We start from the raw sequence: 17,253 nt of genomic DNA, 5'->3' as shown, positions 1-17,253 counted from the left end.
GTATTAAGGAGAGATAGTGATGGCGGATATCAGAGCAGCGACTGCTTTTATGATCTTGATGACAATAATGACCTCCGCGTGGGGCGCCGCCCCTGGGGACTTGGACAGGGACATGATAGTCTCTGCCGAGGAGCTGCTAGAGGATTATCTGAATGTAAGCTTTGATCTGGAGCACCATGGTGTGTTTGTCTATCCTCCGGTAGAGGGGAGATGAATGAGGCTAACTGTTCTGTTACTATTTATGATCCTTGTTGCAACGCCAGGAGCTGCATCCAGCTACACGCTGAAGGTCTTTGGCAATGCCAACATGGATGACACAATTGATGAGTCCGATATTGCATATACTCGGGGAATTATTGACGGAAAAGAGAAAAACACCGAATTTGCCGATGCCAATTACGATGGCAAGGTGGATTCCAGGGATATAGAGCAGATACAACATATCATACAAGGTGATGAATCGATCTTAACTCTTATCGATACTGCTAACAGAACTGTGACTCTGGAGATGCCTATTAACAGGATCGTGGCTCTGACTGATGACTCTGCAGAGGCTCTTAGGATTTTACATTCTATAGATAAGGTAGTGGGTGTATCGATTGAGACGCTGGAGAACACAGCCTACCTTCCTGAGTTCAGTCAGATGCCTAATGTCGGAAAGTGGAACGAACCAGATATCGAGAAGATCCTTTTACTAGAACCAGATCTGGTTATAAGCTACAAGTCGGCTACGTCGAAGTATCTTGAACCAATGCTCAATGGTACAGGCATTTCCATTGTGGCGCTTGATCTCTACAGAGCCAATGATCTGCCAGCAGAGATGAAAATGCTCGGATATATAGTTAATAGAACGGCTGAGGCAGATAACTATCTAGAATGGTTTAATCGGGTTACAGATACGGTCGATGAGAAGATCTCAGAGATACCAGAGAATAAAAGAACACGTGTCTACCTAGAAGGTGCCTCTGATCTTAAGACATATACCAAGGGGAGAGGGGCTGATTTGGTCTGTACCATGGCCGGTGGTGTGAATATCGCTTCTAATCTAACAGGTCTTTACCCAGACGTGGAGTCTGAGTGGGTGATAGTACAAAATCCGGATGTTATTGTAAGATTTACACAACCCTCTGAGATCGCATGCGGCTATGCGACGAACGATCCTTCTGGATTTGAGGCTAAAAGGAGGGAGATACTGTCCAGAACTGGCTGGGGCAATATTACCGCTGTAAAAGAAGGGCGCGTCTACCTGCTGCTCTATGAGTTTGGAGCGAGCCCTGGAGTTCCTGTGGCAATTGCCTATATGGCAAAATGGTTCTATCCAGAGTTATTCGAAGATTTAGATCCACAAACTGTACATAAGGAATATCTAGAGCTTCAGGGATTCGATTACGACCTGAAGAATCATGGAGTTTTTGTTTATCCACTGCATGGAGGAAGTAGATAAATGAAAGGAGCATACTTTTTGTTGGCGTTCTTAGCTATCGGAATGATTCTATCAGTTCCGCCTATATCGGCATATGACTTCACGCTGGAGATATTTGGTAATGCTAACATGGACGATGCAATTAATGAGGAGGATGTGGCATATATCCAAGGAATACTCAACAACGAGGATAAAGTGACAGAGTTCGCTGATGCCAATTATGATGGAAAGATCGACTCCAATGACATCGATCAAATTGAGGCTATCATACACAATGAAGAGAAAGAGCTCACGTTACTTGATTCTGCTGGCAGAGTTGCAACAATTAAAATGCCTATTAAGAGAATTGTTGCGATAAATAGAAATGGTGCTGAAACATTAAGAACACTCAAAGCCTCAGATAGAATTATAGGAATTAGCGATTCTGCATTAAATGACAAATCATATTTCCCTGAATTTCGGGAAGACCAGAGCATTGGATCGGCAAAGACACCAGATATCGAGAAAATTTTGAACCTCGATCCCGATTTAGTAATTTATTATGGAACCCAATGGACTACAGATTACGAGATTATCAGAGACACTCTCAACAAAACGGATCCAACAATATCAATAATTGGTCTCGATTGTTACAAGCCAGATACCTATATAGAAGATGTTATCAAGCTGGGTTATATCGTTGGGCGCGTTACAGAGGCTTATGAATTCGCCAGCTGGTATGAAGATAAAATAAATACAATAAATAACGTAGTTAAACAAATTCCAGATGACGCAAAACCAAGAGTTTATGAAGGTGGACGAAGTGATTTCTATCAGACCGGTGGGTTAGGGTCTCAATCGCATAATGTAATTGTCATGGCGGGTGGGAAGAATATTTTTGACGATCTTTCTGGAGAGGCTATTACTATAGACCCAGAGTCTGTAGTGGAAAGGAACCCAGAGTTTATCATTTGGAAGATTAGCAATATTGGAGGCTACACACTAGATAAGAACGAGACCGTAAAATTTCAAGAGAAACTGCTGTGTTGGATAACTATTTAAACTAGGAAAATATATAATATATTTCATGGCCTATGAGGATAACCGCAATTGGCGCGAATACAATGAGAAATTGGTTAGGCGAGGATGGTTTTACCTTAGCACTGACTTTGTGAATAATTGGGATGAAGAGCTACTGAAGATGAATAAGAACAAGAATGGCAGACCCTATCGCTATCCTGAGACATTTATTCAATTTTGTGGTTTAGCATACGCCTTTCTTCATTTACCATACAGGCAGCTCGAAGGATTTATTCAGGCGCTAAGCGGATTTGTTCCTGGGCTGTTGGCTGCCGATTATTCGACATTATGGCAGAGGATTACGAATTTGGAGTTGAATATTCCAATACCTGATAACGATTTAGTGGTCGCAGTTGACTCAACAGGAATGAAGGTTACGAATAGAGGCGACTGGATGAGAGAAAGTCATGGTGTTGAACGCAGAGGCTGGATAAAAGTGCATATCGCCGTAGATGTTGAAACAAGGAAGCCCGTAACCTTCGAGATAACCGATGAGACCGTCACTGATCATGAGATGGTAAAACCGCTGCTGGAAGATGTTAAGCTTGAAGATTCACTGATGGATGGAGCTTATGATAAGGAGGGGGTATTCGATTTCATGAAAGAGAAGGGCGTAGATATGCCTGGAATCAAGATCAGGAAGAATGCTATCGTCAAAGCAGGCTCGTCCAGAGCCGAACCAGTTCTTGAGTTTATGAAGTATGGATACCACAGTTGGAAAATTGTGCATGGATATGGAAGAAGGTGGGCGGCTGAAAGTGTATTCTCAGCAATTAAGAGGATATTTGGCGAGACTGTGAGGGCCACTTCGAAGGAAGGCATGATTCGCGAAGTACGCAGGATGTTCACATTTTATACTATAATTTTAAGCGTATAACATTATGACGAAGATTCTTGAAAGAATAAGAGAGAATATATGAATATAAAGCTACTTATCCAACACAGCAAGAGAAACAGAACGAGATCCTAAGCCGGCCTGAATTATCAAACGTTTCAGCAGTTAAAAATAAAAATGTTTACATCTTATCATCTGATGTATTTTTTGGTGGAAGATATTTCTTGAGCATAATATATATGGCTAAATGGTTTCATCCCGACCTCTTTAGAGATATAGACCCTAAGGATATCCATCAGGAGTACCTTACAAGATTCCAGCACCTGGATTATGACTTAGATCAGCAGGGTGTCTTTGTATATCCAGAACCAACATAAACCATATATACAGGAGGACAGTAGTACGATTAAATTGACAGTATATATACTTTTAGTAACACTTATCACAGTGTCTTACGTGTGTGCTGAATACCCGATGACGATCACCGACTCAGCAGGACGTGAGGTCACCATACAGATGCCTGTGGAGAGGATCATAGTTCTGAACTCGGATGCTGCAGAGGCTGTGACAGTCCTGGGAGCGGCAGATAAGATCGTGGGGATATCAGATAGCGTGAAGAATAAGGCATACTACTTCCCTGCTCTGAAAAACAAGCAGAGTATTGGGAAGTGGAACGAGCCAGACTGCGAGATGATCGGGGAGATAGCAAGGAGCGGTGATGAGATTGTTCCCAACATAATTGTGATAAGCTATACGTATCCCGATAGACCTTATGGTGCATTGCAGGTTGCTGAAAAGCTAGAGGCTTTTAAGAATATAACTGTCGTAGGTCTCGATTTTTATAAGCCAGAAAACATGACTCGAGAAGTTGAGCTTCTCGGAAAGATCTTGGAAAAAGAAGAAGCAGCTACGAGATACGTAGAATGGTACGAAACAAGGAAAGAGTCCGTGAATCGTCCTGTTGCCGAAAAGAGCGCCCCGAGGGTATATGTTGAGTCTGGCTCAAAGGGAGGAGAACTCTCGACCTACGGAGCTGGGTCCGGTACCTCACAGCTGTTATCAATAGCCAAAGGCGATAATATTGCTAAAGATTTAAAGGGAGCATATCCAAAAGTGGGATGGGAGTGGGTTGTCTCTCAAAATCCAGACGTCATTATAAAGATATTGTCAAGTGCTCCAGAACAGGGATGGGATAAACCACCATCTTCCGACTCTACAAGACTAGAGAACACTCTGAATGAGATACTTGGTAGAGCTGGTGCTGCGAGTATAAATGCTGTGAAGAATGACAGGGTCTACATTGTCAACTGGGAGATCCTGTTTGGCTTGGATGATGTTGTCGGCCTGACATATCTTGCGAAGATCCTGCATCCTGATGTGAATCTGGATCCGGAGAGCGTTTACAGGGAGTACCTCCAGTTCCTGGGCGTGGACTATCCTGAGGACAGGATATTCGTGTACCCTGAAGTGTAATGGGAGAAGCTGAGCGCAGATGGACTGCATGGAATCGAGGATCGCCCTGAAGGAGGAGTAGCCAGATTCGTGGGGAGGAGGCTGCTGTTCATGGCAGCGATCTCCTTATGTATAGTGGTTAGTCGCTGGTGTCTTTGCGACGCTCGGATCCGCCAACCTCTCTGTTTTTGAGGTCTAAAGCGCGATACTCGCCAGGGCGTTCCCAGGATATTTCGAGACGACCTGGTTTGCGGATACGATTGTGGGGATTGAGGCTCCACAGGATTCTGATGGGCGTGGTGGCAGGCGCCGGGCTCGGTGTCGCGGGTGATAAGACCTAGTAAAAAGGCGGAAAGTCATCCCAAATTCCCAGGCATATTGATTTATATGGATTGTATTTCCGCGCAGGATCGATGCAGATCAGCATCGTTGCTTAAATAGTTTCGAGAGGAATTCGCGGTCTACTTTAAAGGAGCTGATTCGCATGATCGTCTACAGTTATTGTTTTGCGCCCACCAGCACCTCTCAGGTATACCGCCACCTCGCATCGGCCAAAAGTCTTATAAATTAGAGTAATAATAACATCAATTATGACTAAAATAAATAATATTCACAATAAATTCGTCTGTTGGCTATGTTATTGTTATATTCTGATGAACATCGGACTATTTATTGGTGTAGCATCTGGGGATGGCAGTACTGCAGCTCTGCTGAGCATCTTTGGGAATGCTAATATGGATGACAAGATTGATGAAATGGATGTTGCCTATGTGCAGGGAATAATTGACGGGAAAATGGAGCCTACAATGCTATCTGATGCCAATTGTGATGGTAAAATCGATTTTGAAGATATTGATCAAATAAACGCACTCATAAAAGACGAGGCAAAGTTTTTGATAGTTGTTGACTCAGTTGGCAGAAATGTAACTATAAAGCTGCCTATAAATAAGCTAATTGCTCTGGGAAGCTACAGAATCGAAGCTGTGAAGATTCTGAATGCTGAGAACAAAGTTGTAGGCATCTCATCGGATATTCCAGATAAGAATTACTACTATCCTGAGTTGATCGAAAAACCACTTGTTGGAACTTGGTCTTCTCCAGATAGTGAGACAATAGTGGCGCTTTCACCAGATATTGTTATCACTTCTGCGAACCTCCAACGAGCAACTAATTTAGAGAACGCTCTTAAATATGCAAATATTCCCGTGATCGGCCTCGATTTCTATAGAGACGATATTATAAAGTCAGAGATTAGAACGCTCGGATTTATCCTAAACAAAGATGATGAAGCAGAGAGGTATATAAAATGGCGCAGAGGATACGAACAAACAATCACCGATTATGTAGCAAAGCTTGAGGACAACGATAAGCCACACGTCTTCATGGAATGGGGCACAAAAAATACTGCTTCTGAGATCTCAAGTTACGGTCGAGGAAGTAGCGGAGATGCTGTTTGCAGATTCACTGGTGGTATAAATATAGCAGCAGACCTCCCCGAGTATCCCAAGGTGGATAGCGAATGGGTTTTGGCTACGAATCCAGATATAATAATAAGAATGTTAGCACCAGGTGGAGAGAAGCCAGGGTGGAATAATACAGAGGAGACAGCTTCAATCCTCAAAAACTATATAGAGAGCAGGCCTGGATGGACAAATCTTGAAGCGGTTAAGAACAACAGAGTTCATCTGCTCAGCACGGAAATTGCTTGGGGGCCAGATTCGATAGTTGGAGTCGCCTACTTTGCCAAATGGCTTCACCCATCAATAGATATCGATCCTATGAAAATCTACATGGAGTATCTCGAAGATTTTATGGACCTGAGATATTCAGAGGAGGATATAGGCGTGTTGGGTTATCCAACAAAGTGAAGCTGAATTACAGAACCTGCATTTCGCATTAACGGACATTTTCTTTTTTGCCGCGGGCCTTGAACGTGTCCAAATAATAGCCGAAATCAGAAATCTGTGGCTTGCTGCTTTTAGATGGAGTAGATACCCAATCCTTATTCGTACATGTCCCGGGCCTTGCAGCAAACATTTTTGACTTGGTTGGATGTTTTGGTGAGAGGAGCAACATAGATGGAGACAGGCACACGATCACTGGATCATTTGGGGATAGTTACACCGGTTTTTGACCAGCTTGGAATTGCGGATGTTATAGATTCGCGCATGCCGAAGTTAAGGCAGCACAAGCTGGATCATTCGATGGTTGTTAAAGCTATAGTCTCAACGGTCTTGTGAATCAGAGGTTGTATTGTTTATGGAGTTCTAGAAGGGCGGCCTGTTGAGAGGTTGCTTAGAGGGAGCTTGTGCATCAGATTTGAATGGTAATGCGATAGAGATGGCGCTTGAAGAGAATGGAAAGATAGCAGGACGATGAAGGTAGACTACCTAAGAGCGTGACTGGAATGAGACCCTACGGAATCGGCATTCATCGACACAACACATTCGTCACCCCTTATGGGACTGCATGCGGCTCAGCCGATACGAGCAAACGACCTCTGCTCCCGGCTCATCTCGTGCTGCTCGATCGCGAGCAGCTGCAGCTTGATATCGATACCCTGGCTGTATCCGCCGGGGCCATTCGATGCCACAACCCGGTGGCAGGGTATCATGATCGGAAATGGGTTCACGCGCAGGGCAGCACCCACAGCTCTCGCGGCCCCGGGCCTTCCTGCGATCTTCGCGACATCACTGTAGGTCGCGGTGGATCCGCGGGGGATGTTGAGGACTGCACGGTAAACGGCCATCTGAAAATCCGTACACCAGCTCAAATCAAGATCGAGATCCGGGCGAGGACCTCCCCTTATGTGCTCTGCAATCCTCGCCGCCATCTCCGAAAACTCCAGGTCAGGGGAGGCCCTGGAGAGACGTATGCGTTTTACGGTTCCTTCTGACACCTCGACGATGACGTGAAGATCGAGGTCATCCAGATATGCGCACCCTCTATTGCACTTTTCTATTTTTGCAGAATCTCCCTGAAAGTCTCGCACCTCCCGAGCTCGACGATCTCGACCTCTGTCGTTGAGGTATCCATTATCGCAACGCTCCTGACACCTGTAAGATGACCCCATATCTCTCCGGGGTTCACCACAAGGGTTCTTCCCTCGCGGCGGACCTCTGCTACATGCGTGTGCCCACGAACGACGACATCGTATAGACCGGAGGTCACCACAGCCCTCACAAGAGGCTCCTCTGTGCCATGGAGCATGGCGATCCTCAATCCATCCACCTCTAACTCCCCGAAGTCTCCGAGATACTCACCCCCGAACCTCTCGAAGTATCTCGAAAGTCCGACGCGGTCTCCGTCGTTGTTCCCGTAGACTAGTCTCACAGGAATGCCGTAGCCATCGAAGAGATACGCGTTCCCGGATCCGATCACGTCTCCAGCGTGCAGCACCAGCTTAACATCTCTCTTAGAGAATACGCCCAGAGCTTCCTTGATGCCCCGAAAGTTATCGTGAGAGTCGGACATGATACCTATGAGCATACTATCACCTCGACATGGAGGACCTTGGCCGTACAAGAATTTAACTTGTGTGCACCCCTCGAATTGTTGAAATGATGCGGCGAAATCTGCAGCGAACCTGCTGCCCTGGATGATCTGCATGATGGGGCCACAAGCACAGCATGCTTGAGCGCTGCCTGCAACCCTCAATGATACAGTACACTCATGGAGAGAGAGAGCAAAATCATTCCGCTAGATGTGTAATTAAAAACCGAAAATATTAGAAAATATTATAGTGATAGAGTGACCGTATCGCTTTCATGTCGTCCTGATACCTCCGCTTCTCGAGTCAGCGAACCTGTTGAGCAGCCCCGGCAGGAGAGTCACCAGCAGGCCGAAGATGATCACCGCAACCACCTGGCTTGTGAATGCATCCATTCCATTCACCTCCGAATGTGTTTTTACATGTAAATGTAGCACAATGATAATTAATAACCATTACGGTGTTGATCGCGCACTCGAATCGCTGAAATCCGCAGCGCTCAACCTTTGCTCAATCTTTCCGGATTTATGAGTTATCGTGTCTGTGGCATAGATTCAGGATCAACGTCCATGTTGCCCTTCTAGTTGGAGATTCAGTGTTGCGAGCCCGTGACTCTGTCCGGATAAGAGGCGAGGCCAGAAATTCGGACCTTACCGCTTCTGCATGTCAAAACACTTAATCTTCAGACATGTCCGTCACGAAACCGTACAGCTTTTAATAGTTTCCATGCAACTCTCATGCAGCATGTCCAATCTTATGTTTTACAGCACAAATGGCTCGCCTGAGCGTGTCGACTTCAGGGAGGCCCTGCTATCGGGCCAGGCTCCAGATATGGGCCTTTACATGCCCGAGGAAATCCCCAGGATCGGCACAGAGGAGATCGTGCGTTTCTCGAAAATGAGGTATCCTGAGATTGCGTACCGCGTTGTGGGTCCCTATATCGGCGATCTCATCCCCAAGGAGGATCTCGTATCGATACTGGAGGACGCATACAACTTCGATGTTCCGATCGAGAGGGTTTTCGACAGGGCGCACATCATGCGCCTGGACCGCGGGCCTACATGCTCCTTCAAGGATTTTGCTGCCAGGCTGATGGGCAGGCTCGTTCAGTACTTCCTGGAGCGAGAGGGGAGGAGTGTGATCATACTGACCGCGACTTCAGGAGACACCGGCAGTGCCGTGGCCCATGCGTTCTACGGCCTGAGCAACGTTCAGGTTGTCGTTCTATACCCACGAGATGAGGTCACTGAGCGGCAGAGGAAGCAGATGACGACGCTTGGCGGAAATGTACACGCTCTGGCGGTGGATGGCAAATTCGATGACTGCCAGGCTCTTGTCAAGAGAGCATTCGCAGATCCGGAGCTGAGAGACCTCAATCTGTCATCAGCGAACTCGATAAACGTCGGGAGGCTTCTGCCTCAGGCAGTCTACTACTTCTACGCATACTCCAGGATCTCTGAAGGAGAGGAGATCGTCATATCTGTGCCGAGCGGCAACTTCGGCAACCTGATGGGTGGTCTCATAGCAATGCGGATGGGGCTGCCCGTGAGGCGCTTCGTCGTCGCCACGAACGAGAACGATGAGTTTCCGGTCTTCATGCGCACAGGCATCTACAAGCCTATAAGACCCAGCAGGAACTGCATCTCAAATGCGATGAATGTGGGCCATCCGAGCAACCTCGCCAGGGTGTTCGCGCTTTACGGCGGGTGGCTGGATGAGAAGGGTGAGGTGAGGAGAGAGCCGGATCTCGATGCAATGCGTAGGGACATGTTCGCGGTCTCGGTGAGCGATGATGAGACGAGAAAGACGATAAAAGAGGTGTACGAGCGTTACAGGGTGCTCCTGGAGCCACACGGAGCCGTCGGATGGGCAGGGCTCATGAGGTACTTCGAGGAGGTCGAGCGCTGGGAGCCGACAGTCTCGCTGGAGACCGCGGATCCCGCGAAGTTCCCGGAGGAGATCATCCGCGTTCTTGGAGTGACGCCCCCGCTCCCGAGGGCGATGGCAGAGCTCGACAGCCTGGAAGAGCATATCAAGGAGATAAGCGGATCCTACGAGTCCCTGAAATCATATCTCAGAGGTCTGCGATGAGATTCGATGACATAGGAAGCTTTCCGCATGCCAGGATCGATGGTCTGGGCAGGGAGGAGTACCTTTCTCTTGTGAGAAGCATAATGGAGATGAAGATCTCAGCTGGCGTTCAGGTGCCTACATACCCGCAGCTCAGGGATATGATAGACATGTTCATGAACCCCATGAGATCACCTGAGACCACAGAGAAACCGTATCTGATCCGCAGGGATGCAGCTGAGATAATAGAGCTCAATGCACTCAGATCGATCGGAAGAAGCGTTCGCGTCTGCGTCACTGGCCCTCTCGAGCTGTACATATCAGAATTCGGATCGACAGACTACGCTGATATTCTCTTAAACATAGCAGAGAGCGTCTCGCGCTTCATAGAGAGAGCCATCGAGAAGGCACGACTGCTTGACATCGATGTGGCTGTCATATCGATCGATGAGCCGAGCCTGGGGATCAGCTCCAGCATAGTCTTCTCAGAGGATGAGATCATCGAAGCGCTCGAGGTAGCGAGCAGGGTATGCGCGGGAAGGGTTGATGTCCAGGTGCATCTCCACTCTCCGGTGTACGCGGAGCTCTGCGCACGCGTTCCAGGCATAAATGTCATAGGCGTTGAGTCAGCGTCACATCCTGATTATCTCGATATCATCGATCGCAAGGTGCTTGCGGAGAATGACACGTTCATAAGAACCGGAATAGCCAGGACAGACATCCTCTCGATGGTTGCTAGGCTCAACGAGCTGCTCAACACAAACCTCTGGGAGCAGCCGGAGAGGCTCGAGGTCGAGATCCTCAGGATGGAGTCGCCGGAGGTCATAAAGAGGAGACTCGAGCGGGCTGTGCGGATCTTCGGGGATCTCGTCAGATATGCAGGCCCCGACTGCGGTCTCGGATCCTGGCCGTCGCAGCATCTCGCAGCAGGGCTTCTCAGGAACTGCGCGAAGGCGATCGAGGCGTTCAGAGGAGAGACAGGATGAAGGGACGGGCCCGTCAGGAGATCCACTTGTGCAGGCCAGCTACGACGGCATATCTCAGCCACAGCGAGTGGATTGGAGGAGATGCATTTGTCTCCCGGGTCAAATCACTCCCTTCGTGCTCAGGACCCCAGCCGCGCCAGGCTCCACAGCGTTGCGGATCGCGAGCCCGAGCGCCTTGAATATGCTCTCAGCGATGTGGTGATCGTTCTCACCGTAGAACCTGACGTGGAGCGTCAGCCTTCCCCGGTCGGTGATACCCATGAGCACCGCCTTTATCTCGAAGGTGTTCAGGTCCCCGATCCTCTCCCCATTAAATGATCCTCTCATCACGAGGTATGCTCTACCGCCGAGATCCAGAGCCACCTCTGCAAGCGCATCATCCATCGGGATTGCCGCGAATCCATATCTTCTTATCCCGCTCCTATCGCCCAGCGTCTGATCGAGCGAAGCCCCGATCGCCGATCCCAGGAGAGAATACCTGTAGAGAGAGTTCCCGCCAGCGGATGCTCTGATGTCGATAGATCCCAGCTTCGCCATCGAATTGAGCATGTGATCCATGAACCCAGAGCCTGTGGAGGCGGTCGCGGCTCCGCTGCCATCGAGGTTCATCTCCACGGCCGCAAACGCGCCCATCTCGCTGATCTCAGATCTGCCTCTGCGCATGATAGCCTCGCTACGAGCCTGAGAGCACCGTCAGAGCCAGCCCTTGCTCTTCCAGTACTCGTACTCGTGCGTCCATACGTCCCTGTTCATGCTCACGAGAGCTTTAAATCTGGATTTCATCTCCTCGTGAACCTTATCCTGCTCAGGGTAGCGTCTCCCCTCTGAGATCGCGCGCACCAGATCCGCTCCGAGATCGCGCGCCTTTTTCTCAGCCTCCTCCATCGATCCCGGGATGGCCGGCGCCCCACCTGCGCCACCGACGTAGGACGCGCCGAATCCCACTATTATCCTGCTCAGGTAATCCAGAACCTCATCGTAAGCCTGGCCGCCGGCGGTTGCCACAGCGCATCCGTACTTGCCAAGGAGAAGCTGGCAGTGGACCGCATCCGCCATCCTATCTATGAGCGTCTTGAGCTGGGCTGTCACGCTCCTGAAGTAGTTCGGAGAGCCGATGATGAAACCATCACACTCAAGGATCTTTTTGTACACCTGATTGAAATCATCCTTATGCGTGCACTCGCCCTTTGCATAGCAGACTCCGCATGCGTTGCAGTACTCTATCCTGAGCTTGCAGACATCCACAAGCTCGACCTCAGCTCCCTCTGATCTGGCGCCATCAAGCGCCGCCCTGACGAGCCTCAGGGTCTGGCTCCTCTCCCCTCTGGGGCTGGAGTTCATGCCGAGTATCTTCATTCTCACCACCTGGAGATACAGGCAGAGTTCTGTATCGTAAACGAATGTAACCGACAGGCATATCAACTTTTGGCACGATCTGCAGAGCTGAAACAATCTGCGCTGGGCGACTCTGGCGCAGCTTCCTGCAGAAGGCGAAAACCGCCCCTGAAGGCACTTCGCATCTCAATGTATGCTGCTCAAATTGCCGCGTTGCACACGCCGGCTCTGGATGGCCTCATATGTTCGCACTGCTTCTGATCTGGATCGGACTTGTGAGTTCCTTCACGATCCTTGGATCCTGGTATGCCCGCAGTTTTGGCAGATCTGACATGCTCCTGGGCATCTACGTCGCATTCGGCATATTCTCAAACATAGCTGCAGCCAAGACGGCTGAATTTGATCTCGTTATAGGAACGTTCTACGCCCCTGCTGTGGTGATAGTATTCAGCGTGACCTTTCTCCTCACGGATGTGGTGAACGAAAGGTTCGGGCTCCAGGAGACAAGAAGGATGATCAGCATAGCGTTTCTCTCTCAGATCATGATCTCGCTCTTCTCATGGCTCGTGGTGGAGCTTCCGCCAGCTCCTTTCTTTCCCCACCAGAATGCGATCGAGGTTCTTCTGGAACAGGTGCCCAGGATAGTCCTGGCATCATGGGTCGCCTTCTTTGTGAGCGAGAACCTCGACGCGGTGGTTTTCGCCTGGTTCAAGTCGAAGACGAAAGGGCGCCATCTCTGGGCGAGGAACGCGTTGAGCTCAATACCGGCGATGCTGATCGACTCAACGCTATTCATAACAATCGCATTCTACGGGGTCATGCCAGTGGTTCCTCTCATAATAGGCATCACGATAACAAAATGGCTCGTGGCCCTGGTCGATATACCATTCATGTACATGAACAGATGGATTCTTTACAGGAACCAGTCCACAGATGTGTTCTCCATATCCTAATAAGATAAATAGCGTCGATCTGCATGTCAGGAAAAGCTGATAGGTGCGCAGGCACCAGGAGCCTCAGGGAGACGATACAGTTTTACATGATAGACTTCCGGACGCCTTTGGGCCGGGCTATAGATATCGCCATCATCGCTCTGAACATCATGGTCGTGGTGCTATTCGTCATCGAGACGTATCCTCTGCCCTCCCGCATCTCGTTGTTGCTCTGGAGGCTTGAGATTGCGATCATATTCATCTTCATGATCGAGTACATCCTCAGGTTCTACGGCGCCCCCGATCGCTGGAGTTACGTTAAGGAGACATACAGCCTGATAGACCTCGTCGCAATAATGCCGACTCTGATACTGCTGGTGCTTCCGATCTTCGGAGTATATGCTGATCTGCGCTTCATTCACATTATAAGAATCATGGCTGTCTTCAGGATATTCAGGTTCCTCAGGTTCATAGCTGAGGACCACCTCCTCTTCGGCATAATCAGCCTGAGGATGCTGAACGTCGCAAGACTTGTTTTTATTGTAATGACGATATTTTTCATATCCTCTGGCCTCTTCTACTTCGCCGAGAGTCCGGTAAACCCTGAGGTCAATAACTTCGGCGATGCGTTCTACTTCACAGTCGTAGCGGTCTCAACCGTCGGCTTCGGTGATATCGTCCCAGTGTCGGGAGCCGGCCGGCTCGTCACGCTGATGATGATCATATCCGGCATAATTCTGATACCGATACAGGTGAGCAGGATCTTAAGAGAGTGGATCTCTGCCCCAAGAAAGAGGCACATATGCAGTGGATGCGGTCAGGAGTGGCATGAGGAGGATGCGAGATACTGCAGGATATGCGGCTCACCTCTCGGAGAAGAGTCGGTTACCTCCCAGGACGCTGCTGAATAGGTAAACATCAGCATGTGTCAGTTGGCCACGGACCTGAACGGTAACAATGTGCCCACATTCTGCCGAAATCGATGATAGTTGGTAGCAGGGCGCAAACTCCAATCTTCGGGAGAGTAGGTCACACGAATTCGCGACATGGCATGCACATCACTAAAACAACCTGGTATCACGCTCTCGGCCGCAGCAGATACAGGTACTCGACCGTGCCCCTGTTCTTGGGTCCTCCACGTATCGGAGAGGGGCATGAATGAATCACCTCGAACTCCGGCCCGAGCCACTGCTCGAAGCTGCTCCTCGCCCTCTCCACGTCTGCATCTCTGTGACCGCCATCGATCTCATACGGCGGCTTGAAGAGAGCCACGATTCTTCCATCGCTCTTCAGAAATCTCTTCAGGTTCGGCAGCACCTCTCTTAGAGAGACGTTGCTCACGTCCACCGATGTCAGGTCGAACCGCTCGTCACCCAGATGCTTTACAAGCTCCTCGAAGGATCTCGCATCGACCCCGCCGGTGAACCTGAATCTCGGATCGCTGAGCATCGCTGGATCCACGCAACCCTCTGCGATATCTATCCCCCAAACCCTTGCAGCTCCATGCTGAAGGAAGAAGTCGGAGAAGCCGCCTGCAGAGCATCCTACATCCAGCACGCTCAATCCCCTGATCTCATCAGATCTACCCTGGAACAGGGCCTCTATCTTGTAGCCGCCCCTGCTGACATACCTGAAGCCCTCCACGATCTCAACCCTGTCACCGGGCTTCACCCTGTATGATTGCTTTCTGCAGACGGCTCCGTTCACCATGACCTTCCCGCTCTTTATCAGGTGCACGGCCTTCGATCTGGATCCGGCGATCTCCACAAGGTAGATATCGAGCCGCATCATCATTGCCCTGCACCTGTGAGATGAAATACCTGATGGACAGGTGTGGTATCATGATTCGCTTCGTAACGAGCAACAGAGGAAAGTTCATTGAGGCGCAGAGGATTCTGGGAGGCATTGTTCAGGCAGATCTTGGTTACACTGAGATCCAGGCTGATACACTGGAGGAGGTTGTGCTTTTTGGTTTGAAGGAGCTCTCCACCAGGCTCGATTCGCCGTTCATCATAGAGGATGCTGGGCTATTCGTAGAGGCTCTGAACGGGTTCCCTGGAGTATATTCTGCTTACGTCCAGAAGACAATAGGGAACAGTGGCATCCTCAGGCTCATGGATGGGATCGAGAATCGCGCTGCATCCTTCAGATCTGTTGTGGGATACTCGGCTCCGGGAATGGAGCCGGTCCTGTTTAAAGGAGAGCTTCGCGGGGTTATAGGTTTCGAGGCGCGTGGCACCGGCGGGTTCGGCTACGATCCGATATTCGAGGTCGATGGAAGGACACTCGCGGAGATGGACCTCGAGGAAAAGAACATGATCTCGCACAGGGGAAGGTCGATGAAAGCGCTGAAGAGGTGGCTTGAGAGCCAGTGATTAGAGACAGAGATCCACATAGATCATCAAGAGCTCCTGGCTATCTCCTCCTCTCGAGAGCGCAGCGCGGGAGCATCCTCCTGTCTATTGATTTTATCAGCGGCGCCTGGACCGCTGAGATGTAGATCCTCTTCCCCTCGACCTCCATGCAGAAATCGGTCTCCTTCGGCGGGCTCGTTTTTATTGAGAATATCAGAGGTCCCTCGCAGGTCGTTGCTATCCGCAGATCCGTTTTTTTGGATTTTATGTATTCCCGCATCTCAGGCTCTATCCACACATTGACTTTCTTCATCCAGATGCCACTGGAAATAGCTTTTATATCAAATCATCCCCTGGTCAGATGTGAAGAGGCGGCAGGCTCATCTACTGAAGGACATCGCACGGCAGCGCATGGAGAGGCTCTTCGAGTTGGCCAGGGCGAATGCAGAGACGCATCCGGAGAGGAGCGACAGGTATGTCGAGCTTGCTCTGAAGATCGGGATGCGTCTGAGGGTCAGGCCGACGAGAGAGATGAAGCGCATGTTCTGCAAGAGCTGCAGGGGTTTTCTGTCGCCTGCGCAGCGGATGGTCAGGCTGAGAGACGGGGTTCTAGTGATAAGATGCATGCGATGCGGGCACATCTCAAGGATGAGATACAGATAAACCCGGCGGGATTGATGGCGTTCCTACGGAGGCACTGGTTGATCGGCCTTCGGTAAAAATCACTAATCCTGTGGTCACAACCGGTGTATGGAGCAATAAGCATGCCACCTGATCATGCAGATGAATAGCTTCAAGAGGGCATATCATGCTCAGGGCCGGCGATCAGTTCATATCCGGCAGATCCGGAGGGGTTGTCTCGGCATTCTACCCCTACCGCGGGGGCTACCTGGGGGTGGCTCCAGCCCACATATTTCGATACTCGGGGACGGATGTGCTCAGGATAGGCCCTTACCGCTCCAGGGTCGTTCATTACTGCAGCGACGCGGATATGGCCTTCTTTCTCGTTCTGGGGCAGTGTGAGCCCACAAGGTTCGCCAGACCCAGGCTTGGGGATGCGGAGCTGATCAACAGCGTCAGGCGCATGGGCTGCAGGGTAACAGATGCATCTTGGAGCATAGCATACCTCGTGCTCCAGCCTGGAAACCTTCCGGGCCCTGGAGACAGCGGCACTCCTGTGTTCCAAGATGGCGCGGTTGTTGGGATGCTGATCGCAATAAATCTCGGCACATGCAGGGGGACTGTGATAACGGGAGAGTTCATGCACTCGAAGCTCAGCGAGTATGCACGATCTGCTCACAGGATATGAATTGGCAT

The 17,253-nt window shown here is 49.8% G+C and carries 19 protein-coding genes and 1 pseudogene; 14 read left to right on the top strand and 6 right to left on the bottom strand.

Features of this window, described 5'->3' with window-relative positions; translation table 11 throughout:
• The first annotated feature begins 19 nt into the window (after positions 1-19).
• The 7 genes and pseudogenes from MTHE_RS08360 to MTHE_RS09150 form a co-directional block, all read left to right on the top strand.
• Positions 20-214, top strand: coding sequence for a hypothetical protein (locus tag MTHE_RS08360; protein ID WP_175265941.1), 195 nt, complete (start codon positions 20-22; stop codon positions 212-214).
• Positions 215-1,444 carry an ABC transporter substrate-binding protein gene (locus MTHE_RS08355; RefSeq protein WP_011696743.1) on the top strand — a complete coding sequence of 410 codons (1,230 nt, stop codon included), beginning with the start codon at positions 215-217 and terminating at the stop codon, positions 1,442-1,444.
• A complete protein-coding gene (locus MTHE_RS08350) occupies positions 1,445-2,464 on the top strand; it encodes an ABC transporter substrate-binding protein (protein ID WP_011696742.1) in 1,020 nt (339 codons plus the stop codon).
• A 25-nt stretch (positions 2,465-2,489) separates the two neighbouring features.
• On the top strand, positions 2,490-3,359 hold the full coding sequence (locus MTHE_RS08345; RefSeq protein ID WP_011695394.1) for an IS5-like element ISMth3 family transposase: 870 nt from the start codon (positions 2,490-2,492) through the stop codon (positions 3,357-3,359).
• Positions 3,360-3,728: 369 nt separating this feature from the next.
• Positions 3,729-4,790, top strand: coding sequence for an ABC transporter substrate-binding protein (locus tag MTHE_RS08340; protein ID WP_232840855.1), 1,062 nt, complete (start codon positions 3,729-3,731; stop codon positions 4,788-4,790).
• A 632-nt stretch (positions 4,791-5,422) separates the two neighbouring features.
• Positions 5,423-6,637, top strand: coding sequence for an ABC transporter substrate-binding protein (locus MTHE_RS08335; protein WP_175265940.1), 1,215 nt, complete (start codon positions 5,423-5,425; stop codon positions 6,635-6,637).
• 210 nt (positions 6,638-6,847) lie between these two features.
• Positions 6,848-7,121 (top strand): annotated as a pseudogene (locus MTHE_RS09150) (DUF4277 domain-containing protein); the annotation flags it as partial.
• 124 nt (positions 7,122-7,245) lie between these two features.
• Here MTHE_RS09150 and MTHE_RS08325 read toward each other — a convergent pair.
• Together MTHE_RS08325 and MTHE_RS08320 are read right to left on the bottom strand one after the other, a co-directional pair.
• Positions 7,246-7,668: a methylated-DNA--[protein]-cysteine S-methyltransferase gene (locus tag MTHE_RS08325; RefSeq protein ID WP_011696738.1), complete on the bottom strand. Its 423-nt coding sequence runs from the start codon at positions 7,666-7,668 to the stop codon at positions 7,246-7,248.
• 59 nt (positions 7,669-7,727) lie between these two features.
• Entirely contained in the window at positions 7,728-8,258 is a 531-nt protein-coding gene (locus MTHE_RS08320) for a metallophosphoesterase (protein ID WP_011696737.1), read from the bottom strand.
• Between the two features lie 745 nt (positions 8,259-9,003).
• Between MTHE_RS08320 and thrC the strand changes: the two genes are divergently transcribed.
• Together thrC and MTHE_RS08310 are read left to right on the top strand one after the other, a co-directional pair.
• Entirely contained in the window at positions 9,004-10,350 is a 1,347-nt protein-coding gene (gene thrC, locus MTHE_RS08315; protein WP_011696736.1) for a threonine synthase, read from the top strand.
• Positions 10,347-11,315, top strand: a complete 969-nt coding sequence (locus MTHE_RS08310) for a methionine synthase (protein ID WP_011696735.1) — start codon at positions 10,347-10,349, stop codon at positions 11,313-11,315. The genes thrC and MTHE_RS08310 overlap by 4 nt, the downstream gene beginning before the upstream one ends.
• A gap of 99 nt (positions 11,316-11,414) precedes the next feature.
• Here MTHE_RS08310 and MTHE_RS08305 read toward each other — a convergent pair whose 3' ends face one another.
• Together MTHE_RS08305 and MTHE_RS08300 are read right to left on the bottom strand one after the other, a co-directional pair.
• Entirely contained in the window at positions 11,415-11,978 is a 564-nt protein-coding gene (locus MTHE_RS08305) for an imidazoleglycerol-phosphate dehydratase (protein WP_011696734.1), read from the bottom strand.
• A 30-nt stretch (positions 11,979-12,008) separates the two neighbouring features.
• Positions 12,009-12,671, bottom strand: coding sequence for a flavodoxin family protein (locus MTHE_RS08300; protein WP_011696733.1), 663 nt, complete (start codon positions 12,669-12,671; stop codon positions 12,009-12,011).
• Positions 12,672-12,892: 221 nt separating this feature from the next.
• On the opposite strand from MTHE_RS08300, the gene MTHE_RS08295 reads away from it, so the two are divergent.
• Positions 12,893-13,603 (top strand): queuosine precursor transporter, encoded by a 711-nt coding sequence (locus MTHE_RS08295; RefSeq protein WP_011696732.1) that lies wholly within the window; start codon positions 12,893-12,895, stop codon positions 13,601-13,603.
• Positions 13,604-13,626: 23 nt separating this feature from the next.
• Entirely contained in the window at positions 13,627-14,493 is an 867-nt protein-coding gene (locus tag MTHE_RS08290) for an ion transporter (protein ID WP_011696731.1), read from the top strand.
• A gap of 166 nt (positions 14,494-14,659) precedes the next feature.
• Here the strand turns inward: MTHE_RS08290 and MTHE_RS08285 are convergent, their stop codons facing one another.
• On the bottom strand, positions 14,660-15,370 hold the full coding sequence (locus tag MTHE_RS08285; protein ID WP_175265939.1) for an SAM-dependent methyltransferase: 711 nt from the start codon (positions 15,368-15,370) through the stop codon (positions 14,660-14,662).
• A gap of 50 nt (positions 15,371-15,420) precedes the next feature.
• Here MTHE_RS08285 and MTHE_RS08280 point away from each other — a divergent pair, with 50 nt between their 5' ends.
• Entirely contained in the window at positions 15,421-15,957 is a 537-nt protein-coding gene (locus MTHE_RS08280) for an XTP/dITP diphosphatase (RefSeq protein ID WP_175266093.1), read from the top strand.
• Positions 15,958-15,997: 40 nt separating this feature from the next.
• Here the strand turns inward: MTHE_RS08280 and MTHE_RS08275 are convergent, their stop codons facing one another.
• Positions 15,998-16,249, bottom strand: a complete 252-nt coding sequence (locus MTHE_RS08275; RefSeq protein ID WP_011696728.1) for a hypothetical protein — start codon at positions 16,247-16,249, stop codon at positions 15,998-16,000.
• A gap of 50 nt (positions 16,250-16,299) precedes the next feature.
• Here MTHE_RS08275 and MTHE_RS08270 point away from each other — a divergent pair, with 50 nt between their 5' ends.
• Together MTHE_RS08270 and MTHE_RS08265 are read left to right on the top strand one after the other, a co-directional pair.
• Complete coding sequence (locus MTHE_RS08270) at positions 16,300-16,599, top strand: ribonuclease P protein component 4 (RefSeq protein WP_232840854.1); 300 nt, start codon at positions 16,300-16,302, stop codon at positions 16,597-16,599.
• Between the two features lie 145 nt (positions 16,600-16,744).
• A complete protein-coding gene (locus MTHE_RS08265; protein ID WP_011696726.1) occupies positions 16,745-17,245 on the top strand; it encodes a hypothetical protein in 501 nt (166 codons plus the stop codon).
• Positions 17,246-17,253: the final 8 nt, after the last annotated feature.

It is taken from the genome of Methanothrix thermoacetophila PT, assembly GCF_000014945.1.
GTDB classification, from domain to species: domain Archaea; phylum Halobacteriota; class Methanosarcinia; order Methanotrichales; family Methanotrichaceae; genus Methanothrix_B; species Methanothrix_B thermoacetophila.
This window is presented reverse-complemented; position numbering and strand designations above follow the sequence as displayed.